Here is a 22,176-nt window from a genome sequence, read left to right as displayed (position 1 = left end):
GTGTGCTCCCGGTCATGACTGCAGGCCACCGGCCGCGATCATCTGGGCGACTTCGTCCACGGTCATGATATCCGCGAGTAGCTTCATGTTTTCCAGCGAAGCCTGATGCTGCGCCAGACTGGCAGATGAGCAGGCATCGGACGCCACGATGATCTCGTAGCCCATATCTGACGCGCAGCGCACCGTCGCCTCCACGACGAAGTTAGTCGAGATACCCGCAATTACCAGACGTTCAGCCTTGAGCACCCGCAACACCTCCTCCAATTGTGAGCCGTAGAAGGCGTTGTTGCGCGAGTGTTTGACAACATATTCGCCGTCAACGGGGCCGAAGCCGTCATGGAAATCGGCCCCCCAGCTTCCGTCGATCATGGCTTTGTTGGCCACCACGTCGCGGAAAATCTTGCCGTTCTGAACCACGTCGGCGTGATCGGGCCGGAACGCGATCCGCACCAGGACGACTGGGATGCCATGACCGCGAACTGCCGCGAGCAGGCGAGCCGCTTTCTCCTTCAGCTCCTCGCGACCGTCGCTTTTTTCTGCCACGCCGACGCGAATCTTCCCGTCGGCGTGGAGTACCTCGTTCTGATAATGCAGCGCAATGAGCACTGTTCTCATGGCAGGTTCCTAAAGTTGAAAGTTGGAGCATGTCTCCCGAAAGTGGGAACCGGTTTCGGGATAAAGACATGCGTCAAAACAAATGGATATAGCAGTCCCAATGACTCCGTTTTAACCAGAACCGCTCTAGACGAGCGATGCGTGATAGCGGATGGCGAAGTCGATCCATTCGGGAAAATGCCAGTCCGGATATTGGGCGCGAATGCGCGGCGCCAGCTGGGCAACCAATTCTTCTTCGGAAACCCGCTTCAACTCGTCCCTTACGCTCTGCGCCATCGCGGCGATGTAATCGCGAACACCGATGATGATGTCCACACCACCCAACTCGCCATGACCGGGAACAACTATTTCCGGCTTCATTGCGATACAGTCCTCAAGTGCGCGAAGCCAATTCGCACCGTCGATATCCGCATCGTGCGGCGGGAACCAAGGGAAAATCGGGAATGTCTTCTCTTCGGCGAGATCGCCGGTAAAGAGGATACGCTCGGCCGGCAGGAAGACGATCTGGTCGCCGCGCGTATGGGCCTTGCCCCAGTTGCGCAACTGAACTACGCGACCGCCGAGGTCGATTTCATGCAACGGACCGTCATAGAGCTCATCGGCCGCTACCAGTTCGGTTCCCTCAAGCGCTTCGGCGATGGCAGGTCCCATGCCCTTGAACATCTCGAGATAGGATTGGCCTTTGTCGGCCAATTCCAGAGCTTGGCTACGATTGTAAACGATCTTCGCCACACCCTTGAAAGGCTGGGCGCCATAGCCGTGCTCGGGATGGAAATGCGTAAGGGTCAAGATCAGTTTGCGATCCCCTGCCAGGCGGCGCGCTGCCTCGAGAACGGCGCGGCCATTCTTGATACCCGTGCCAGTGTCGATGACAAGTGCGCTATGGTCGCCTACGACGATGCCGATATTGGGAACCAACGGCACCCGATGGTCGGGAATGACCCAGACCCCAGAGGCGATCTGCCTTATGGCCGAAGTATCGACGGTGGGCGCCGGAGCGGAGGGCTTGCTGTCGGACATGATAGTTCCTTCTTGTATTATCCTGGTGATGAGATGATTGGCTACTTCTTGGCCGCGACGGCGATCTCACGACCGCCGGTTATGCCCTGTGGGCGGAAAAGCATGATGGCGAGCATTGCGGCAGCCAGCGCGACATCGCCCAATCCAGGCGCGGTGGCGAGCGTGATGTCGGTTCCCGGCACCACGACGCCAACTTCCAGCAGCCGTAGCAATTCACTCAGGAGTGATATGCATATCGTGCCGACCACAGCACCGGTCAGGCTGCGCATGCCGCCGACGACCAACATGGTGATGAACAGGAACGTTTGGTCGAGGTAGAAGCTCTCGACCCTGAGCGTGCCGAGAAAATGGCCGTAGAGCGCCCCTGCAATACCGGTGACACAAGCACCGAGCACAAAGGCGATCAACCGTGCGCGCACGACCCGGACACCCGTAGCGCTCGCGGCGACCTCATCCTCGCGGGCGGCGCGCAGACCGAGCGCCCAGCGTGTTTCCTGATAGAAGAACGCGACCGTGAGAGCCACGGCGGCCCAGGCGAATGCGGTCCACAAACCAACATAGGTCGGCAATCCCATCAGCGACTGTTGGCCGCCGGTCACGTTTGTCCAATTGCCTAAAACGATGTAGCAAATGATCATCAGCGACATCGTGGCAATTGCCGCTCCGACTCCCGACAGACGCATGATCGGTAGGCCGACTACAAAAGCCACCAGCGCCGCGACCCCTGCACCCGCGAGAACGCCAGACAGCGGAGGGAGCTGGGTCGCAGCCAGCCAGACCGGCAAGTTGGGCAGAAGTGTTGCCTTGATGCCCGGTGCCATGGTCAGCAAAGCAGAGGTATAAGCCCCAATGGCCATGAAGCCTACGCTGCTGAAATTGAGGATTCCAGAATTGCCCATGAAGATATAGAGGCCGACAACCGCGACAAGATTGACAAGTCCTAAGATGACGCGTCGCTGGAGCACGATCCCTGACATTTCAGCGAGCAATACGATCACCAGCAAAGCCGCGATCAGGACTAGCAAAGGCACGAAGCGACGCAGCGTCTCGGCAATGTCGAGATTGGTCACGACAAAGCCCTGAACCGGCGGCTGGGCTTCAAGGACGGAAGATTTCGATTTCATGTTCTAAATGCGCTCCTTCACGCCTCGTGCGGGAAACAGTCCTTGCGGCGCGGCCAGCAAGACGAGGATGACGACGACAAACAGGAACGCCTCGCGAAAGGCGCGCAATTCGGGTGGCAGGAATGCCTGCAGCAAGGTCGAGACGACACCGACCAGAAAGCCGCCTGCTGCAGCGCCGACAAGGCTGCCCAAGCCGCCGATAACCGTCGCAACAAATGCGATGATGACGATCTGAACCCCCAGCCGCGGCTGGACGAAACCGGTCTGCGCCGCAAAGAGCACGGCCACTACGGCAGCGAGAAACCCACTCAGGGCGAAAGCCATTGCGATAACCGAATTGGAACGCACACCAAGCAGCCGCGACATCGTGAAATTCTCTGCCGCTGCCCGCATTTCAAGCCCGAGACGTGTGCGTTTGAGAAAGAAAGTCAACGCGATGAGAAGGACGGCGCAAACGCCGATTGTAACCAGTTTGAGCGCACTCACCTGCACATTGCCAATCCAGACAGGCTGGGCAAGCATAGGCAGTGGATCGAGCGCCTTGACGCGCGAACCAAAAGTAAAGATCAGCAGCTTCTGCAAGAGCATGCTAACGGCGAAGGACGAGATCAGCATCGTTGCCGGATCGGCCTTCCTGAGCGGCCGGAACGCCACACGCTCCGTGAGGACCGCCAGCGCAATCACAACCAGCAGCGAAATCGCGATGGAAATGAGGAGCGGCTGCCCGGACAAGGCAAAAAGCGTATAAGCGGCGACCGTGATGAATTCCGCATGAGCGAAATTCGCCAACCTCATGACACTGAAAATCAGGCCGATGCCGAGCGCGGTCAAAGCGTAGAGCCCCCCGACGCTGAAAGCATCGACGAATATCTGGACAAGTTCCGTCTTCATATCGAACCATGCTTGTTGAGGCCAAAATAGGCCGCCTCGAAATCCGGATTGTCGGCGAGTTGTGCCGTCGTCCCGGCGATACGAAAAGTGCCGCCGTTCAGCACGTAGGTAAGATCGGCGGCTTTGAGCGCTCGCGACGCGTTCTGCTCTACGACCAAAATCGAAACACCTCGTTGGCGAACCCCGTCGAGAATTTCATAGACCCGGTCAGTCACTTTGGGAGCCAGCCCGAGCGAGGGTTCGTCGAGCATCAGCAAGGCCGGTCTGGAAAGCAGCGCCCGTGCGATCACCAGCATTTGCTGTTCGCCACCGGAGAGACGGCCCGCCGCTTCATTGCGGCGTTCGGCGAGAATTGGGAAAATGCGAAAGAACTCACCGATCTCGTCGTCGACTTGGGCACGATCCCGTCGTACCGTCGCCCCCAGACGCAGGTTCTCCATCACGGTGAGGCTCGATAAAACATGGCGTCCTTCGGGAACCATGGCGATGCCGCGGCGCACGGTACGCTCCAGACTCTGCCCGACGATGTCTTCGCCCTTGAAGCGCACATGGCCTGCAGCCGCGCGGACGGTTCCGGCAATCGCACCGACAAGCGAGGATTTTCCCGCCCCGTTTGGCCCCACGATGGCAACCATCTCGCCTGCATTGACCCTAAGGCCAACCCCGTCCAACGCGAGAACCTGGCCATATCTGACGACCAGTCCCTCCACCACCAGCAGCGGTTCAACCGCAGCCAGCGCATCCTTTGTTGTCTGCAACATCATATGACCTCCGACCCCAGATAGGCCGATCTGAAATGCTCGTTGGCGAGCACTTCCGCTGGCGTTCCTTGCGCAATGGTCCGTCCGCCCGCCATGACATGGAGGCGCTGACACAGGTTCATCACCAGCGCCATGTTGTGCTCGATAACCAGGACGCCACAGTTAAAATCATCATGAATCCGCCGGATCAGGACGCCGAGCGCCTCCGCTTCGGCTACGTTCATGCCGGCTGCAGGCTCATCGAGCAGCAAGAAACGGGGTTGCAGTGCAAGGGCGCGCGCGATGCCCACCCGGCGCTCGTCGCTATAGTTCAACTCACGCCCCAGAACGTCGGCCTTGTCAGCGAGACCCAGATAATCGAGCAGTTCGTGCGCTTTCTTCCTGGCCAACATCCGGCCCATGCCGAGACTGGCAAGGCCAACCTCGACATTCTCGCTCAAGGTAATGCCAGCAAAAAGCCGGACGGCCTGGAATGTGCGCACGACGCCGTTGCGGGCGAACCAGTCGGCCTTCCGACGGGCGCCCGCCACGCCGGAAATGTGGACCCCGCCGGAATGCGGTTGCTGGAAGCCACTGAGAACATTGACCATTGTGGTCTTGCCCGCACCGTTTGGACCGATAAGACCAAGTATCTCGCCCTGTTTCAGCGCCACTGAAACATTTTCAATGGCGCGGACGCCACCGAAGCGAACGGTGATATCGACTGCCTTTAGTTCCTTTTCAGTTTGTTCAAGTTCGAGCTGCGTCATTCGATATCCACTGTCTGGGCCGAGACTTTCTTGCTCAAGGCGCTGAACTTGCCATTCTGGCTTTGCACGATTGTCATGGGACGGGTGGTCTGGATGTGAAGCTGAGGCGTGTAGGTCGTCGGCCCAATGAGCAGTGGCTCATCTTTGAACCCATCGAGCACCGCCGCTACCTTATCCGCATCGAAGGACCCCGCCTTCTGCACCGCGCGCGCCCAAGCCTGGAACAGCGAATAACCGCGGATCGAATAGGAGACGTCCGGGCGCTGCTTGTATTCGGCTTCATATCGTTTGAAGAAGTCGTTGACCGCTGGATCCGGATCGTCACCATAGATCGAACCGTAGTTCACGACATAGAAATTGCTGAGATTCGGCACAGTGCCGACCCAATAGTCGCCGTCGAGCGACTCGCCCGTCAGGACCGGCTGGTCCAGACCCGCCGCGCGCAACTGGCGAATGGCGCTCGGACCTCCCGGTGCATAAGAACACAGAACGATGAAGTCCGGTTTTTTGGCCAGATTGGTGATGCGCGTCGTCTGCGCGGAGATGCTCGGATCGCTATTCATGAAGCTGTCTTCGCCTGCGAGCGCATCCGCACCCGCCAGTTCCTTCCAACGCTGGCTGAAACTGCCGCACAGCGATTTGGTGAAAGACACCGTATTGTCGAGCAGCACATAGGCAGAGCGCCAGTTCTGGTCATTGTATGCCCACTCAGCCAGCAACGCGCCTTGCGCCTGGGCGGCATTCGAGATCGAATAGGCGTAGGAACCGATGCCGCTGACGCCGAACTTCGGATCGGACGCCCCCGAGAGTGAGATGACGTTGTTCTGCTGGGCGATGTAGGCACCGGGGGCGCCGAAATCGAAATCACTCGGAAACAGGATTGCCTTGGCGCCCTGACCGATTACCTCTACAGCACCGTCTGCGCCCAGCGCTGGCTCCGATTTGTTGTCGAATTTGGCAACTTCAATCTGACTGCCGAGCACGCCACCGGCTGCATTGATTTCCTTGACAGCGAGCAGCGCGCCATTGATGGTCGCAGCATCAATCGGCTGAAACCAGCCGCTGTAGGACATGACGAAGCCGACCTTCACCGGCTCGGCAGCCTGTGCACTGATGCCCCCCAGGGGCATGAAGGCGCTCAACGAGCCTACAACCCATGTGATAATCTTCATTATTTCCTCCCAATGAAGTTTCTGGCGCCATTGTCGGCACGGTCCCCGCCCGTCGCCGAAATGCCGTTGATCCCAATCGATTGGCGTGAATCGCCAATTTTTATTTAATTCGTTACTTAACGAATGATTTTAGTTTTGCATATTTGAGATGTTGCGCAACAAGATTTTACGGGTTCTCTTTCTGGTAGAATCCGCGCAGGAAATAACTACGCGGTTGGATTCGTGCGAATTAGAGCATTTCCAGCAAAAGTGCGAAGCGGTTTTGCGTAGGATAATGCGGTAAAACAAATACTTAGAGCGGTTCAGATGATTCCGTATTAACCGGAACCGCTCTAGCCGGATTGTTTCATGGACCAATCCGTTCTACCCGACGGGATAGATCTGATTGCCCACTGGCACGGATGCCCGACGACTGCCTTGTGTTACCATGCCGAACCGCGACAGGGAGAGCATTTGCAAATGATAGCCCAGGAAGACAGCAGCAGCTCGATCCTTCCATTTAAACAGAGCTTCGGCCACACGCTTCGCCAAGTGAACCGGCTGATACAGCGTGACCTTGGTGTTCGTCTTGCCCCGATGGGCATTACCATGGGGCAATGGTATGCGCTGCGCACCCTCTGGATCAGCGACGGCCTGACCCAGATCGAACTCGCGCAAAGGTCTGGTGTCGCTGGTCCGGCTATGGTGACGGCTGTGCGCAATCTGCTTGCGGCCGGGTTCGTCAAGCGCAAGCGCCATCCCAGCGACCAGCGTAAATATCTTATTTCCCTTACGCCCAAAGGCCGTGCACTGGAGCTGCCCGCCTTGCGTTCGGCAATCGAAGCGAATGAAGCCGCAACCACAAACATATCGGCCGAAGATCTGGCAACCTGCATGCGCGTGCTTCAAGCAGCGCACCAGAATCTGGCGGCCATATCCGGCATGGGCGAGATGGACAATGAGGTTTACGCCAGCGTCGAGTAACTCCGACAGACGTGCTGTCGCCGGGTTTCTGCGTCCAACAATGCAGCGGTAATGACGGAACATTCAAGGTCTCCGATAATCAGTCAAGGCCTCTCGATCAGCGCTTCACCCAGTCATCCGACAGGGTATTGCCTGAATGGATCGTGGCACATTTCGGCAGCTGCGCGCCTTCTCTTCTGCATAGAATTTTGTGTAGATCGACGGCAGATCATCGACAATCGACCCGAGATCAACTTCGGTGCGATGCACGAAATTCCGGCATTCAAAGCAATACCATTCGACCGCATCGAGAAGTCCTTCCGGACGGCCCGGCCTGTTTCTGCCGTCTGCGCCAGGCCTCCGGTATAGAGCTGCAAATCGGGGTAATTGGACATTGGAGCGCCTCGATTTCGAAAATTCTGCGGAATGACTGTAAGCCGTCGCCCAAGCTGGCAGGCAAGATCAATGAGTTTCGTTATATCGACAAGACGAATTTATCTGATAATTTAATACTGTTTTTCATATTAATCATGACCGGGCGACGCCGCGCCGCGGCTTCATCCAACAGCAGGTCTCCAGCGTGAAAATCACCATCAAGCAGATCCAGCAATTTCTGGCGGTAGCGGAGCTCGGTAACTTCTCGCGCGCCTCGAAGCGGCTTGGCACGGCACAACCGGCCCTATCGCAGGCGATCCGCGACCTTGAGGTAGAGCTGGCGGTGCGCCTGTTCGACCGCACCACCCGCCGGGTCGAATTGACCGACGCCGGCCGCGAGTTCCAGAACTCGGCAGCCAAGGTGATTGAAGAACTCGAGCATGCCGTAACGGGAGTCCACATGCTGGCCGAACGCCGACGCGGGCGGCTGCGCATTGCGGCTCCTCCTTTGTTGGCTTCGGTCGTGCTGCCGCAGGCCATCGCCGAGTTCCAGGAGAGCTATCCCGGAATCTGCGTGCAACTCGCGGACGTCGGCACCAATCAGATCGTCGAGAGCGTGCGCAACGGCCAGGCCGATTGCGGCCTCGGCACATTCTCGCCGGCAGAAGATGGCATCGAACGGCTGTCGCTGGTGCGCGACAGCCTGATGCTGTTCTGCGACCCGCTGAGCCCGTTTCAAGGCGCGCCATCCATTAAGTGGGCTGACCTTGCCGAGCAACCGCTGATCACGCTGACCCGGGACAGCGGCATCCGGCTTCTGGTCGAAGTTGGCTTCGAAATGAAGCAGATTCCGTTCAAGCCGACATTCGAGGTGACACAGGTGACAACCGCCCTCGCGATGGTCGAAGCAGGACTCGGGATCGCCGTCCTGCCTACCTACGCGCTTGCGGCGTCGCATCACAGGAAGGTGTCCGGTACGCCATTGACGGAGCCCATCATCTCTCGTGAGGTGTCGTTCATTCACGCGACGGGGCGGTCTGTGTCGCCTGCAGTCTCGGCGTTCGCCACTATCGTGCGCCGCTATGCACAGCAGCTTACGCCCCGATATGCAGGCTGAATTCAATCCGCCACGCGCTGATCGATAAACGCGTTCCGGCGGGCACCAACTCGCCGCACCATGCGGTTAGATTTCGCCCTCTAAAATTACTTGCAATATCATATAAATTCACCTAACCTTTTCTGAATTTCTTGCCGCAACAGCAAAAAATACGAAATGCGGTCATCATTGTACCTGGGGAGGAACACGATACATGGCTTCTGCCAACACGCTTGCCAACTTTGCCTCTGCGCTTCTTTCGGGCTCCATCGATATAGTGGATCTTTCAGCCCCGCTTGGCCCTGATACGCCCGTCATTGCACTCCCCCCTGAAATTGGAAAGAGCACGCCGCGCGTACAGGTGCATTCAATCTCACGCTACAATGAACACGGCCCGGCCTGGGCTTGGAACTGGCTCGAGCTTGGCGAGCACACCGGAACGCATTTCGACGCACCTGTACACTGGATCACCGGACGCGACTATGCGGACGGAACGACAGACAGGATCAGCGCCAGAAATTTCGTCGCCCCTGCAAATGTCATTGACCGCTCACGCGAGGCGGCAGCCGACCCGGATTATCTGCTGACCGTCGAAAGCATCAAGGAATGGGAAGCAGAACATGGCGCAATCGAGGCCGGAAGCTGGGTGCTGTTGCGTACTGACTGGTACAAGCGCAACGGCTCAACCGAAACCTTTCTGAACGCGGATGAAAATGGTCCACATTCTCCGGGGCCAAGCGCTGAAGCTATCGAATATCTGCTATCCAAAGGGATTATTGGCTGGGGTTCAGAAACAGTGGGCACCGACGCCGGTGCGGCTGGCGGCATGAACCCTCCCTTTCCGGCGCACAATCTGGTTCACAAGGCAAATCGTTATGGCCTCGCCAGTCTGTGCCATCTCGACCGATTGCCGCCGAAAGGTGCAATACTGATCGCAGCACCGCTGAAACTGGTCAACGGCACCGGCTCTCCCGTGCGGGCCCTGGCCCTCGTGGCTCGGTGACATCATCCTCCGGAAGCGCTTGAGGCGATCCGGCCCCTTCTGAATGTAATTGCGGCTGTCGGGCACCTCATGAATACCTATGACCACATTATCGTCGGCAGCGGCATAAACGCTCTGGTTGCTGCCGCCATGCTTGGCAAGAAGGGCCGCAAGGTGCTCGTGCTCGAACGCGCGGATCGGATCGGGGGGTGCATCCGCACCGACGAGATTACTGCGCCGGGCTTTATTCACGACGTTATGGCAACCACGTTCGTGCTGTTCTTGACCTCTCCGGCCTACGGGGCCATCGGAAAAGATCTCGAAGCACGCGGACTGGAGTTTGCTCATGCCGACCTGCCGACGGGCGTCCTGAGACCCGATGGCTCGCATGTGGTTTTTGCGAAGGACAGGCAACGTAACGCCGCGGCCTTTGACAAACTTGCCTTGGGGGATGGCGCGGCCTTTTCGCAGGAAATGGACAGGCTCGGCGCGGATGCCCCCTTTCTCTTTTCCCTGCTCAGCGGCACGTTGTGGTCAGCTGGCATGCTGAAAGTCCTTGCCCGCGAAGCTTGGAGGCGAGGCTTGCGCAACTTAGCGGGCTGGTTCGGTGAGGCATTGACGCCAGCCCGCGCCTATCTCGAAACGACCTATCAGTCAGAAACGACGCGCGCGCTATGGGCGCCGTGGGTGCTCCATGTGGGGCTAAATCCTGAAAGTCCCTACTCCGCGCAGATGCTGAAAGTCATCGCCTTCGCGATTGAGATGGCGGGATGCCCAATTGTGAAAGGCGGTGCCAGCAACCTGCTCGCGGCATTCAGCCAGCTGATCGTCGACACCGGTGGTGAGATTCGCACCAATGCCGACGTGGCCGCAATCGTGAACGACACGCGAGGGCGCGCTGCAGGCGTGCGCCTTGCCAGCGGCGAAACCATCAATGCCAGCAAAGGGGTTATCTGCTCGGTCACGCCGAACCAACTCTACGGAAGACTGCTCGCCGACTGGCCCACGGCATTGCCCCCCGAAGTCAGCGATGGCGTACGCCGCTACCGCTACGGCAAAGGCGACATGCAGATCCACTATGCCTTGTCGCAGCCACCCCGCTGGAAAGCGGGCGACAAGCTCGGCAACGTAGCTCTGCTGCACCTAACCCCCGGGCTGGACGGCGTTTCGCGCGCCGCCAACGAAGCTGAACGGGGCATGTTGCCGGCCGAACCGACGATCTGTGTCGGCCAGCCGACCGCTCTCGATCCCAGCCGTGCTCCCGAAGGGGGCTCGATCCTCTGGTTGCAGCTTCCCGAAACGCCACGCAGTCTTAAAGGTGACGCCGCCGGCGAAATCGAAGTGCCTGCGGACGGGTGCTGGACCGAAGAAATACGCGAACGTTACGCGGACCGCGTCGAGGCGAAGCTCGCGCAGCAGATCGAAGGTTTCAAGGATAGTGTTATTGCGCGGCGGTGCTATTCGCCCGCCGACCTTGAGGCTATGAACGTCAATCTGGTCGGCGGCGATCCATATGGCGGTTATTGCGGTCTCGACCAGTTTTTCCTGTGGCGTCCGTTCAAGACATCCATCAATCATCAGACGCATGTGCCGGGACTCTATCATATCGGAGCTTCCACCCATCCAGGGCCAGGCCTTAGCGGGAGCTCCGGCTTTCTCCTGGCATCATCGCTCAGCTGAACTGAGGCGAAGATAGTTCGCCTTGCTCCCTGCGGGTCGCAGTACGATTACTGTTTGGCAATTCTAACGCGAATTCCATTTGCTACGGCCATCAGCTAGGCGATGGTGCGCTTCGCGTTCAAGCCCGTTTCACACATCGAAAGCCGAGATGGCTGGTTGTCGTATCCACCTGCTGGGGGTGACGCGCCGCCGGTCGATAGCGCTGGCAGTAGTTTGGAGCACATAGGTGTGAGCCGCCCTTTATCGTCATGACACGCGTGGCGACATCCAGCGACTGCCTTGTCGCCTCACCGTCTGGCCTAGCATCGCCGACGCAGCACTTGCGCTTGGTTTCATGCGAAGCCATGAGATTGTAACGATCACTGGTCCATTCCCACACATTGCCGATCATATCGTAGAGCCCGTAGCCATTCGCCGGAAAAGCCCCGACCGGAGACGTTCCCTCGTAGCCATCTTCCATAGTGTTTTCCCAGGGAAATTTTCCCTGCCAACTATTGCACATCTGGCGCCCTTCGGGAGCAAACTCGTCACCCCACGCATATTCGGCGTTTTCGAGGCCACCCCGCGCGGCAAATTCCCACTCGGCTTCGGTGGGCAACGATTTGCCAGCCCACTGCGCATATGCCTCCGCATCACAATAGGCGATATGGACGACTGGGTGATCGAATATCCCCCGGAGGCCGCTGCCGGGGCCACGGGGATGCCGCCAATCGGCACCTGTCAGAATTTTCCACCAACGCCTCGGGTCCACTGGATCGACCGGATGACCGAGTCTCGTGAAAACTATGGATGAAGGTTCCGGTCGGCCCGCGACGACACTCGGATAATCCGGCGTCGTAGGTATCTTCTCCGCCAGAGTGACATATCCCGTAGCACGTACAAACTCGCGGAACATCCGATTGGTGACCGGATAGCGATCCATCCAGAAACCATCAACTTCGGCACGGCGCGACGGGGCCTCTTCGGGATAGTGATTATCCGATCCCATCGTGAACGTGCCGCCAGGCAGCCAAGCCATGCCTTCGTGGCCTAGCCCGGTCTGGCGAAGATTGTCGGGCGAACATTTCATAAAGCTGGCGTCCTTTTCGGGCAGCCGGCGCGACATTCGATGCGCCACCGGTCTGCGATAGCTGTGCCTGGAGCGATATGACTTTTCCACTCGCTCCAAGCTTTTTGAAGCCGAGGCCTCTCGGGATCATACCCTAGTCTGCGGCGAAGTGACGGTCGTTATTCGTGTAGAAAGTCTTGTCCGCAAGCGTGTCGTCCCAGATGACGCCATTTGCCTTGCGATAATTCTCCCACAAACCGATCATTTCCTTCAGTTTCTGCGGATTGGCCGGCGAGAGATCTTGAGCTTCGGCCCTATCGGTTGAAAGATCGAACAATTCCCATTTGTTCGTGCCGTAGGGCTTGTTGCTCCACACAAGCTTCCAGTCACCTTGCCGAATGCCGATGCGGCCCATTAATTCCCGACCCATCGCGTAATCCGGTGCATGTGCCGTCTCGCTGTCACCTGCCAACACGGGAACAAGCGATTTGCCGGCTATCGGCTCGATATCGCGACCTTTGTATCGTGCACCCGGCGCCGCAACACCAGCATAATCAAGAACAGTCGGTGCAACATCCATGACTGTCATCAGGGCATCATTCCGGCCGGGTGGTATGCGCCCAGGCGCAGACACAAAAGCCGGAGTCCGGATACCGCCTTCATAGGTGAACCCCTTGAACATGCGGTAGGGCGTTGCACTTACCGCAGCCCAGGATGGTCCGTACCCCACGAAGGAAGTCGCCTTGCCGAGATTATCGATCGAATTGTCAAAATTATCCGCGATCCATTTTGCGTTATCGCTCGACGTTTGCTCGGGATCATTTCCCTCTGGACCATTGTCGGACATGAAGACAATGATGGTGTTGTCAAGCTGGCCGGTATCTTTGAGATGTGTGACAATCCGACCGACATTATAATCGAGATTATCGACCATCGCGGCATAGATCTCCATGAACCGGCTTTCCCTGCGACGCTGATCTGGTGTCAAGTCGCGCCATTTCGGCCGGGATGGATCGACTGCAGCCACTGTTTCGTTCTCACTCAACAGTCCTAGTTTCTTCATGCGATCGATCCGCGCCTGGCGCACGGCGTCGTAGCCGTCATCATATTTGCCACGATACTTGGCGATGAACTCTTCAGGTGCCTGAAGCGGCCAGTGTGGCGCCGTGTAGGCAAGATAGGCAAAGAACGGCTTGTTGCTGTTCTTGTCCGCGTCGATCCATTCAATCACCCGGTCGGTATAGAAGTCGCTTGAGTAGAATCCGGACTTTGGCAACTCGAACGGAGTAGCGCCGAACCTATAGGCGGCACGGGGTCCGTGTACACTTGAGCCTGTCCCGTCGAAATGACTGGCGCCTCCACCGAGCAGGACCATCGACCTGTCGAACCCGCGATTGGCTGGAATCTGATCGTCCTTGCCGCCGAGATGCCATTTGCCCGCGATGTAGGTGTTGTAACCGCTATCGTGCAGCAGCTGGGGAAACGGGACCACACGCTGGTTCAAAACACCTTCGTAGCCCGGCTTGCCGCGCTGCTCGTCCAGCATCAGTTCGGCCATATTGCCCACACCGGCAAGATGATTGTCGGTGCCCGACATCAACATCGCACGTGTCGGAGAACAAGCCGGTGATGCATAGAAATTGGTCAGTTGCTGTCCGCTGGCGATCAAGGCATCGAGGTTGGGGGTGGCAATCTCGCCGCCAAACGCCCCTATGTCGGAGTAACCAAGATCGTCCGCCACGATCAAAAGAACGTTGGGGCGGTTCGCGTTAGATGCCTCCTGGGCGTTGACGGCAGAGGCGGTAAGCGAAGCCGCGCCCCAGAGAATACTGGCGAGTGCCAGACGTGAAATCAGGCCCCTCGCGCGCTCATATGAGCTAAGATCAAACGCCGGGCGCACAATCGCTTCCGTGTCCACATTTTCAAGATTATGGTTCATGATACTCCTCCTTTCATGAACAGCTGCATTCAGTTTTTTGGGGGGCAACAAAGCGCGCCAAACGGCAGAATGCTGCCCGCCAATCGTCCTGACGATCTGCGTCGAGCGCCGCCAATCGGCGCCCGCTGCAAAGAAAACTGGGTTAAGCGCTTTTGAGCTCTTCTGCCTTGGTTGTCCGAATGTCGAAAGACCAGGCTGCCTGGCGAGGACCGAACGGCAGCAGAGACGTCAGCGTCGAGAATTCGCGGTCCCGCTCTATCTGTTCCTGACCGTCCGGCATGTTGAAGACGTCCCCCAGCCCTGCCGAGCTGCGCGCCTCCTCAAACGCCCTGTCCATTCTCAACTGCTCGTATCTTGCCAATGCCTTCATCTGTAATTGGCGCGGGTGGTGGCGCAGACACTCGCCCAGGACCCAGGCATCTTCAATTGCCTGTACGGCACCCTGCGCTCGGAACGGCACCATGGCATGCGCGGCATCGCCCAGCAGCGCCACACGGCCAAAAACCCAATGCTTAATCGGTTCCCGGATGAAAACTGCGGTGCGGATCACCTCTGGCGCCGTCTCGACCAGCCTCTTCACAGACGGATGCCAATCTTCGAACCCGGCAGATGCCTCTGCTGACTTCACATTGTCGGTCCAGGATTCCTCCCCCCAAGGTCTCTGTACCGCCACATTGATGCTGAGCTGTCGGCCACCATTCACCCAGTAGAGAACGAGGTGTTTGCCTCCACCGAGGATGTACCGGTTCACATTGCTCATGAACTCATCGGGTACCTCATCGCGCTGGACAAGGCCGCGATAGACGACCGTTCCCGAATATGTGGGATTCTCCACGCCGGTAAACATTTGGCGGATTCCGGAGCGGATGCCGTCTGCGGCCACCACCAGATCGGCTTGAATCCTTTCGCCGGTGTGGAGTTCGACGTCCACACCTTCACTATTCTGGTTCAGGCCAACGACAGTAGCCCCCATGCGCAAACAGCCTTCGGGACAATGGGCAACCAGAACGTCCTGAATATCGGGCCGCAGGAGATTTAATGTCGGCGCTCCAAATTCCCGCTCCGCCGCTTCTCCGATCGGCGACTGCATCAGGGTCGTCAAATCCGCCCAGCGCTCATATGCCATCGCGTCGGCGCACACACCGTGCCTGCGTAACGCATCGAGCATGCCAAGATCATCCAGAATCCGCAGCGCCTGGGGGCCTAGCTGGATGGCCCCGCCTATCCGGTCGAAACGCTCTGCGCGCTCGAGTACGGTTACCTCAATGCCATGTCGTTGCAATATTGCGGATGTTATGAGGCCACCAATGCCTCCGCCGACGACGATGACCCGCTGTGCGTGCTGTTTATCCCTCATATCATTTCCTCCCTATGGAATGAGGTTAGGGGCATTTATGGGCTTCCAACACTATCGCGACGGCCGCCCTGCGGCGGCCGAGGCTTGCGGCCAGCTGTTGGAAATCGTGGTGTCAGTCGAGCAGCACAGGCCGCGCCGAAACCTTGCCGACGGCGCTGAACTTGCCGTTCTGCACCTCGACAACAGTTAATGGGCGCGTGGTCTGGATGTGGAGCTCCGGCGAATAGGTGGTCGGGCCAATCAGCAGCGGTTCATCTTTGAACCCGTCGAGCACCGCCGCCACCTTGTCGGCATCGAAGGAGCCCGCTTTTTCCGCCGCACGGGCCCAAGCCTGTATCGCCGAGTAACCCTTGATCGAAAAAGACACATCGGATCGCTGCTTGTATTCCGCTTCATAGCGATTGAAGAAATCGTTCATCGCAGGGTCGGGATCGTCGCCATGTATCGAGGCGTCCGCGGCGACGTAGAAGTTGCTAAGATTGGGCACCGTGCCCATCCAGTAGTCACCGTCGAGCGACTCGCCAGCCACAATCGGCTGATCGATACCCGCCGCGCGCAACTGGCGAATGGCGCTGGGACCGCCGGGTGCATAGGAGCACAACATAACGACATCCGGCTTCTTATCGAGATTGGTTATACGTGTCGTCTGCGAGGCGATACTGGGATCGCTGTTCATGAAACTATCCTCGCCGACGATTGCCCCCTCGCCAGCCATTTCCTTCCATCGCTGGCTGAAGCCGCCACAAAGCGATTTGGCATAGGACACAGTAGTATCAATCAGCACATAAGCCGAACGCCAGCCCTTGCCGAACGCCCACTCGGCGACTGCGGCTCCTTGCCCTTGCGAGACATTCGAGATGGAATAAGCGTAGGAGCCAATGCCCGTTACACCGAATTTCGGATCCGACGCGCCCGAAAACGCGATGACGTTGTTCTGCTGTGCAACATACGCACCGGGTGCGCCAAAATCGAAGTCGGTAGGAAGCAGGATCGCCTTGGCGCCCTGGCCAATGACTTCCACAGCGCCATCCGCTCCCAGCGGCGGTTCCGATTTGTTGTCGAACTTCAAGACTTCTATCTGTTTGCCGAGAACACCTCCGGCGGCATTGATCTCCTTAACCGCCAGCAAAGCACCGTTGATGGTCGCCGCATCGATCGGTTGAAACCAACCGCTAAATGACATGACAAATCCGACCTTCACGGTGTCGGCCGCTTCGGAATTTGTGCTGAAACCAGCTATGCCTGCAGCCAGGATAACTGCCATATTCGCAATCAACTTCATAGTTCCTCCCATCTAAGTTTGTTGAGTGAGCAGCACTGCAAAATTCGCCATCTCTGCGCATGTCTCCGGCCGGGTTGGCGCCCTTTGTCTTTGGTGATCGTCGATCAATGACGATCCATGAATGGACCCTTCTGCGGCCCCGTTGTTGCAGGTCAGCCGACAGCTTCGATGTCGAGGGGCGCGAACCTGAACGATGTCGCCTCTGCCGTCAGCCGTCCGAAGACAGGAGCAGGGAAATGATAGGGTGCCAGCACCGCGCCGGTGGCGGCGGCTTCGCCGAGGAGGTTGATGCGCGTCGCGCGCGCCAGAGCAGGGTCTTCGCAGAAGCTGCAGACAATGCTGTCGTCGCCAAGCTGCAATGGATGGTGCACGACGTCAGCCAAAAACAGTACCTCGCCCTCCCCGGTGTCGAGTGATACTACAACCATCCCCGGCGAATGCCCCGGCGCGGGCCGCAATCGCAAGCCTTTGGCGATTTCGGCATCAGGAGCGACAGCGTCGAAGCCGACAGAGCGAATGATCGGCAAAACGCTGTCCGCGAAAGCGCCATGTAACGTGTTGCCGTCCAGTGATGCTTCGTGAATCTTAGCCCAATGAACAAGTTCGGCTTCGGCCACAACGTAGCGCGCGTTGGGGAAGGTCGGCCGCCAGCCATCACCTTCACGCCGTGTATTCCAGCCAACATGGTCAGCGTGCAAATGCGTGTTGATGACGATATCGACACGTTCTGGCGAAATGCCGATCGCGGCTAGCGCGTCAAGAAAGCGTGTTTCGCGGCGATGCCAAGCCGGCCGATGTGGCCGCTCCTTACCGTCGCCAATGCCACCGTCAATCAGCACCACGTAGTCAGGTGTCTCGATGACATAACAATTGAAGCTCAGTGCGACAGTGCCGCCGACGGGATCCACGGTACCGGCGGGCGAGCGGCGCGCTGCCGCCTCCAGCTCCTCCTGAGAGAGTTCCGCGAAGATCGCCTTGGCCGGCCAAGCAATATTGGTCATGTCGGGAATGCAGACTACCACTACCGAACCGGCTTCCAGTCGTTCCAGGGTAATGTCGAGCTCAGGACAATGCCAGTGCGATACCTTCATGGCTTCAGCAACCTTGCAAGTCGCGTTCGCTAATACAGGACAGCAGATCGGTATAATTGGACATCGGTGCGCCTCGACTTTGGAATTGGAATAGATTGTCCGAAATGCCTGGAAGCAGTGGCCCGGGGCCTTGCGAGCCCCGAGATTAATGATGTTTCATATATCGACAAGGTGGCTTTATCTGATAAATTTATCCTGTTTTCCGTATTAGTTAGCGGCGCAACCGGGGCAGCTTGGTCCTCCAAGCGTAGGGCTATGAGATCGCACTACGCCCCGCCGCCCTGGAAAGTTTTCCGGGTGATTAAGCCACTCTTTGCATCTGCTCATCGATTTCGATGCTGTTGAAGTAGAGCGCTGGGATGGCTGTTCGCCACAGGCGATGCGAAGCCCGACGCATGGTTCGACACACCAGGGCGTGCACCGCCTGAGCATGGGGATTTCAGGGAAAGCGCTCAGATACAGCCTAGCTCCGCGACCTGCAGATCCTGGCTTCTACTCAGAGCCTGCGGCATGACAATTGTTGCCTGGCACTGAAATGGTCGATCCATTCATCGATCTCTGGCGCCACCTCGTGTTGCGCAGTTCTGCCAATACTTTGCAAAGAATTGAAGCGGCCATACTGACCCTCGCAGTAAAGAAGCGGATCGACTTCTGAACCGAGTTTCACGCCAGCAACACGACCAAGAAACAGGGTGTGGGTGTGGGCCTCAATCACCTGGTCTGCCCAACAAGAAACGCTTGCCTGCGCCCCAGTCAGAAGCGGCAAACCCGGGATCTGGGTGTCATCACCGTCGGAGAAAATCCATCCGCCCGTGCTGAACCTATCCTCGACGCTGCTACGATGGAATACCGAAGCATAATCGGCCTGTTTGCCAGAAAGGAAATTGACGGTGAAAGCAAGCCGCCGCACGAAAACGGCATGACATGAAGATAACCGATTGATCGCCACCATCAAGGATGGCGGTTCCATAGCTACCGACATGACGGCTGTCGCCACAATGCCTGCCGGCACACCATTTTCAGCGCTGGCGACAATCGCTACGCTCGAGGCGCAACCACGCATAACCTGGCGAAACGCCTCGGTTGATTGGGTGCTGCACGAAAGCAAATCTGTGGAGATATTCCCCATTAAACCACCTCCCAAAAAATTCCAAAAGACCGGGTTTCAGTAAAGTGCTTATCCTTAATGCCATGCAGATCCGCGGCTCACAGCTTGCGCGGATCTCCAATGGACAACTCCTGCAAATCCGATCGTGTTATCGGCCAGTCAAGGCCATGCCATCGGCCCGCTCCGATGGTAAAATGGCCAGACAGTGCTATTCCAGGACCGTGTTGCGGGCGAGTTGAAGGCCGATCAAATCACACCGGTTTCCGGGGGAAGATCCATAAGATGGCGACCCAGGATGCGTGACGCGATATCGTAGTCAACGTAGTAATGACCGGCCGCCATGTGAACGTCGCGCCAGAACCGTTGTGCCGGATTGCTAAGATAGCCTGCACTGCCACCCGATGCGTTATAGAGACGGTCCGTCGCCTGCATCGCCAGCTTCACAACGTAGGACTGGGTAGTCCGCCAGCCTGTGAGCAAATCTGGCGTCGGCTCGATCTCGCCCCGTGCCAGCGCCAGGAAGTCGTGCCAGTCCTTCTCGATCAGTCCCGTAGCAGCGCGCAGATCCTGCCACGATTCCGCCAACCGCATATAGGACGGCGCTGAATCAATCGTCTTTTGCCCGGTCAGCGCGCTGACACGGCCCTTAAGCCGCAGTTTATAGGTTTCGAGCATGCCATCTGCTGCGCCGAGAGCTACGACCGAGAAGCTGGCTCCGAAGATGGCTGAGAAAGGAATGCGGTACAGTTCGCCTGGGTGAAGCCCTATACCACGCGCCTTTCCCATGAATAATGCCCCCATCGTTTCCACACGATGTTCGGGCACGAAGATGTCCTCGACGACAATATCCTTGCTGCCCGTCCCTTTCAGCCCTGCCGTGAACCAAGTGTCGACAATCTGAACTTCGCCCTTTGGAACGAGCGCCAGGCAATGCTCGGGTTCTCCAGTTTCGGAGTTCGGACGTTTGCCACCGAGAATGATCCAGTGTGCGTGATCGCATCCGCTGGAGAACTGGTAGCGACCTGATAGCTGGAAGCCGCCCTCGACAGGCGTGAACTTGCCTTGCGGCGCTATTGAGGATGCGGCATAGGCATCCGGACCAGCATTCCAGACTTCGTCTTGTGCCTGCTTACTGAACGCTGCAACCACATGAGCATGGCCCATGAGAAGCTGCATCGCCCAAGCTGTCGAAGGACAGGCGGAAGCGAGCAGTCGGCCCGCCCGATAAAGGTCAACCAGACATTCTTCAGCTCCGCCATAGGCCAGCGGCACCATCCCCTTTAGATATCCGATCGATCGCAGAGCCGCGACATTGGCATCGGCAACGCGCCTCAAGTCCTCCGTCTGACTGGCATTGGCTGCAACTAGATCAAGGATGCTACGCATCCGCTCGGTCATTGAGCTTTTCTGGCTGCTTCTCTCGGCAGCCGTGTTGATTTGGTTCACGGTTTTTCCTCCCAGGTAATTTCTTGTCGAAGGCGCAAGCCAAGCATCGACGGACTCTGATTTGCAGTATTCAGACGGCTCTTTCCTGCTCCTTGACCGCCAAAATTTCGGCATCGCGCAATCCGTCAAGCTCCGGCATCAGGATTACATTCTCCTGCTCGACCGGATCGTTGCGCGAGGAAATTGACGTCGCCCCCTCGCTATCCGACATGTTGAAGGCGACATGTGGCACGCCCGCCGGTACGAAACAAAAGGTGCCGGGCTCGATCACGCACATCTCCTCAAGTTGCGACCCATAGTAGAGCCCCGTGCGACCGCTCAACCCGTAAATGGCTGTTTCGAAGCCCCGATGATAATGGGCCTTCGACTTGCCCCCGGGCCCGAAAGAGGTGAGATTCATCGCAATCCCTTCCGCTCCGGCGCTCGCCCGTGAGATACCGAAGAACTGGGGCATGCCCTGCACGGCAACATTTGTCTTGTCAGAATTGATGACGACCACTTTCTGGCGTGTCTCGTTCATATCGCGTCTTTCTTGAAAGTTAGGACTGGGCCGGAATTGGCGCGGCATTCCAGAAGAAGATTCGCCGGTCAGGGCGCAACCCGGCGAGACAGTATGGATCTTCATCCATCAACCGCCTTGCATCTGCCGAGCTGTCGGCTTCAATCACCCAGAGCGATCCACAAAAGGCTCCTCCTTCTGGTGGACGCAGCCCCCCTGCCAGGGTAATCTGGTCACGGTGTTGGCCAAGATAATCGAAATGCGCGCGCGTCAGGTCGGGGTCGAGCTCCGAAGGCGTGACATTGTCGAAAAACATCGCTGCGAACCGCATAGACCGATCTCCTCTTATTAATACTTTCCGGCCGGTGTCTCTGGGGAAACTGGTTAGCGGTCCGCCGCGTGGCTGAACCTATCATCTGGACGGCACTTACCGTTCCCGAGCCCCAGCCAGCGCATCTCAAGACCCGAGATTAATGATATTTCATATATCTACAAGGTAGATTTATTAGATAAATTTATTCCATTTTCGATATTAATTACGAGATGGGGTCCGAACTGAGGAAGCTTCATTTGTGATTCTTCGGCGCGATTGACACAATGCCAATCGCTGAGCCTTATGATTGCTTTGACGGTCCCCATCAACGCCCTGAGATAAATCACGATAGCCTGAGAAGGGAGCGGCGCAGCTTCATCTAGCTCGATCACAGGACGCGACGATGAAACAGAAAGCGGCCGGGGCGCAAAAATCGGTGAAGCAGGCGATCGAGGATATTCGTCGCGACACTGCTTCTGCGCTCCGCTTTCCCCATAAGCCACATCTCTAATTAGCTCAGAAGCATCAGATTATACCGTCTGTCAGAATTCGCAGAACGGCTTCGCTATCCCACGCCCGGCAACGAATACGCCGAGTTCGTTAGCGGCGTGTTTGATGCTCTGGCGCCGCATGATGGTGACGAATATGTTGAGATCAGCCAGTATCGAGCGGTCGAGGTTCACCAT

Annotated in this window: 20 protein-coding genes; 4 read left to right on the top strand and 16 right to left on the bottom strand. The window is 57.7% G+C overall.

Going from position 1 to position 22,176, the window contains the following annotated elements:
* Window positions 1-12 precede the first annotated feature (12 nt).
* From HWX93_RS20715 to HWX93_RS20685, 7 genes are all read right to left on the bottom strand, one after another.
* Window positions 13-615 (bottom strand): cysteine hydrolase family protein, encoded by a 603-nt coding sequence (locus tag HWX93_RS20715; RefSeq protein ID WP_176038567.1) that lies wholly within the window; start codon window positions 613-615, stop codon window positions 13-15.
* A 126-nt stretch (window positions 616-741) separates the two neighbouring features.
* Complete coding sequence (locus tag HWX93_RS20710) at window positions 742-1,635, bottom strand: MBL fold metallo-hydrolase (RefSeq protein ID WP_176038566.1); 894 nt, start codon at window positions 1,633-1,635, stop codon at window positions 742-744.
* A 41-nt stretch (window positions 1,636-1,676) separates the two neighbouring features.
* The gene (locus HWX93_RS20705) at window positions 1,677-2,759 is read right to left on the bottom strand and encodes a branched-chain amino acid ABC transporter permease (RefSeq protein WP_176038565.1); all 1,083 of its coding nucleotides are present in this window, start codon (window positions 2,757-2,759) and stop codon (window positions 1,677-1,679) included.
* A 3-nt stretch (window positions 2,760-2,762) separates the two neighbouring features.
* Entirely contained in the window at window positions 2,763-3,650 is an 888-nt protein-coding gene (locus tag HWX93_RS20700; protein ID WP_176038564.1) for a branched-chain amino acid ABC transporter permease, read from the bottom strand.
* The gene (locus tag HWX93_RS20695) at window positions 3,647-4,411 is read right to left on the bottom strand and encodes an ABC transporter ATP-binding protein (protein ID WP_176038563.1); all 765 of its coding nucleotides are present in this window, start codon (window positions 4,409-4,411) and stop codon (window positions 3,647-3,649) included. The genes HWX93_RS20700 and HWX93_RS20695 overlap by 4 nt, the downstream gene beginning before the upstream one ends.
* A complete protein-coding gene (locus tag HWX93_RS20690; RefSeq protein WP_176038562.1) occupies window positions 4,411-5,160 on the bottom strand; it encodes an ABC transporter ATP-binding protein in 750 nt (249 codons plus the stop codon). Before HWX93_RS20690 ends, HWX93_RS20695 begins: the two co-directional genes overlap by 1 nt.
* A complete protein-coding gene (locus tag HWX93_RS20685; RefSeq protein WP_176038561.1) occupies window positions 5,157-6,332 on the bottom strand; it encodes an ABC transporter substrate-binding protein in 1,176 nt (391 codons plus the stop codon). Before HWX93_RS20685 ends, HWX93_RS20690 begins: the two co-directional genes overlap by 4 nt.
* A gap of 459 nt (window positions 6,333-6,791) precedes the next feature.
* Here HWX93_RS20685 and HWX93_RS20680 point away from each other — a divergent pair, with 459 nt between their 5' ends.
* From HWX93_RS20680 to HWX93_RS20665, 4 genes are all read left to right on the top strand, one after another.
* Window positions 6,792-7,295: a MarR family winged helix-turn-helix transcriptional regulator gene (locus tag HWX93_RS20680; RefSeq protein WP_176038560.1), complete on the top strand. Its 504-nt coding sequence runs from the start codon at window positions 6,792-6,794 to the stop codon at window positions 7,293-7,295.
* A 559-nt stretch (window positions 7,296-7,854) separates the two neighbouring features.
* Window positions 7,855-8,766, top strand: a complete 912-nt coding sequence (locus HWX93_RS20675; protein WP_176038559.1) for a LysR family transcriptional regulator — start codon at window positions 7,855-7,857, stop codon at window positions 8,764-8,766.
* Window positions 8,767-8,959: 193 nt separating this feature from the next.
* A complete protein-coding gene (locus HWX93_RS20670) occupies window positions 8,960-9,748 on the top strand; it encodes a cyclase family protein (protein ID WP_176038558.1) in 789 nt (262 codons plus the stop codon).
* 69 nt (window positions 9,749-9,817) lie between these two features.
* On the top strand, window positions 9,818-11,407 hold the full coding sequence (locus HWX93_RS20665; RefSeq protein ID WP_176038557.1) for a phytoene desaturase family protein: 1,590 nt from the start codon (window positions 9,818-9,820) through the stop codon (window positions 11,405-11,407).
* 118 nt (window positions 11,408-11,525) lie between these two features.
* Here the strand turns inward: HWX93_RS20665 and HWX93_RS20660 are convergent, their stop codons facing one another.
* The 9 genes from HWX93_RS20660 to HWX93_RS20620 form a co-directional block, all read right to left on the bottom strand.
* Entirely contained in the window at window positions 11,526-12,476 is a 951-nt protein-coding gene (locus HWX93_RS20660; protein ID WP_235969166.1) for a formylglycine-generating enzyme family protein, read from the bottom strand.
* Window positions 12,477-12,609: 133 nt separating this feature from the next.
* A complete protein-coding gene (locus tag HWX93_RS20655; RefSeq protein WP_176038556.1) occupies window positions 12,610-14,394 on the bottom strand; it encodes an arylsulfatase in 1,785 nt (594 codons plus the stop codon).
* A gap of 142 nt (window positions 14,395-14,536) precedes the next feature.
* Entirely contained in the window at window positions 14,537-15,751 is a 1,215-nt protein-coding gene (locus HWX93_RS20650) for an FAD-dependent monooxygenase (RefSeq protein ID WP_176038555.1), read from the bottom strand.
* Window positions 15,752-15,863: 112 nt separating this feature from the next.
* Window positions 15,864-17,033, bottom strand: a complete 1,170-nt coding sequence (locus HWX93_RS20645) for an ABC transporter substrate-binding protein (RefSeq protein WP_176038554.1) — start codon at window positions 17,031-17,033, stop codon at window positions 15,864-15,866.
* A gap of 152 nt (window positions 17,034-17,185) precedes the next feature.
* The gene (locus HWX93_RS20640; protein WP_176038553.1) at window positions 17,186-18,124 is read right to left on the bottom strand and encodes an MBL fold metallo-hydrolase; all 939 of its coding nucleotides are present in this window, start codon (window positions 18,122-18,124) and stop codon (window positions 17,186-17,188) included.
* Between the two features lie 496 nt (window positions 18,125-18,620).
* On the bottom strand, window positions 18,621-19,253 hold the full coding sequence (locus tag HWX93_RS20635) for a flavin reductase family protein (RefSeq protein WP_176038552.1): 633 nt from the start codon (window positions 19,251-19,253) through the stop codon (window positions 18,621-18,623).
* Between the two features lie 225 nt (window positions 19,254-19,478).
* Complete coding sequence (locus HWX93_RS20630; protein WP_176038551.1) at window positions 19,479-20,678, bottom strand: flavin-dependent monooxygenase; 1,200 nt, start codon at window positions 20,676-20,678, stop codon at window positions 19,479-19,481.
* A gap of 70 nt (window positions 20,679-20,748) precedes the next feature.
* Window positions 20,749-21,198 (bottom strand): cupin domain-containing protein, encoded by a 450-nt coding sequence (locus HWX93_RS20625; protein WP_176038550.1) that lies wholly within the window; start codon window positions 21,196-21,198, stop codon window positions 20,749-20,751.
* Between the two features lie 19 nt (window positions 21,199-21,217).
* Entirely contained in the window at window positions 21,218-21,508 is a 291-nt protein-coding gene (locus tag HWX93_RS20620) for a YciI family protein (RefSeq protein ID WP_176038549.1), read from the bottom strand.
* Window positions 21,509-22,176 lie beyond the last annotated feature (668 nt).

This window comes from Brucella tritici, assembly GCF_902825325.1.
Lineage (GTDB): Bacteria > Pseudomonadota > Alphaproteobacteria > Rhizobiales > Rhizobiaceae > Brucella.
This window is presented reverse-complemented; position numbering and strand designations above follow the sequence as displayed.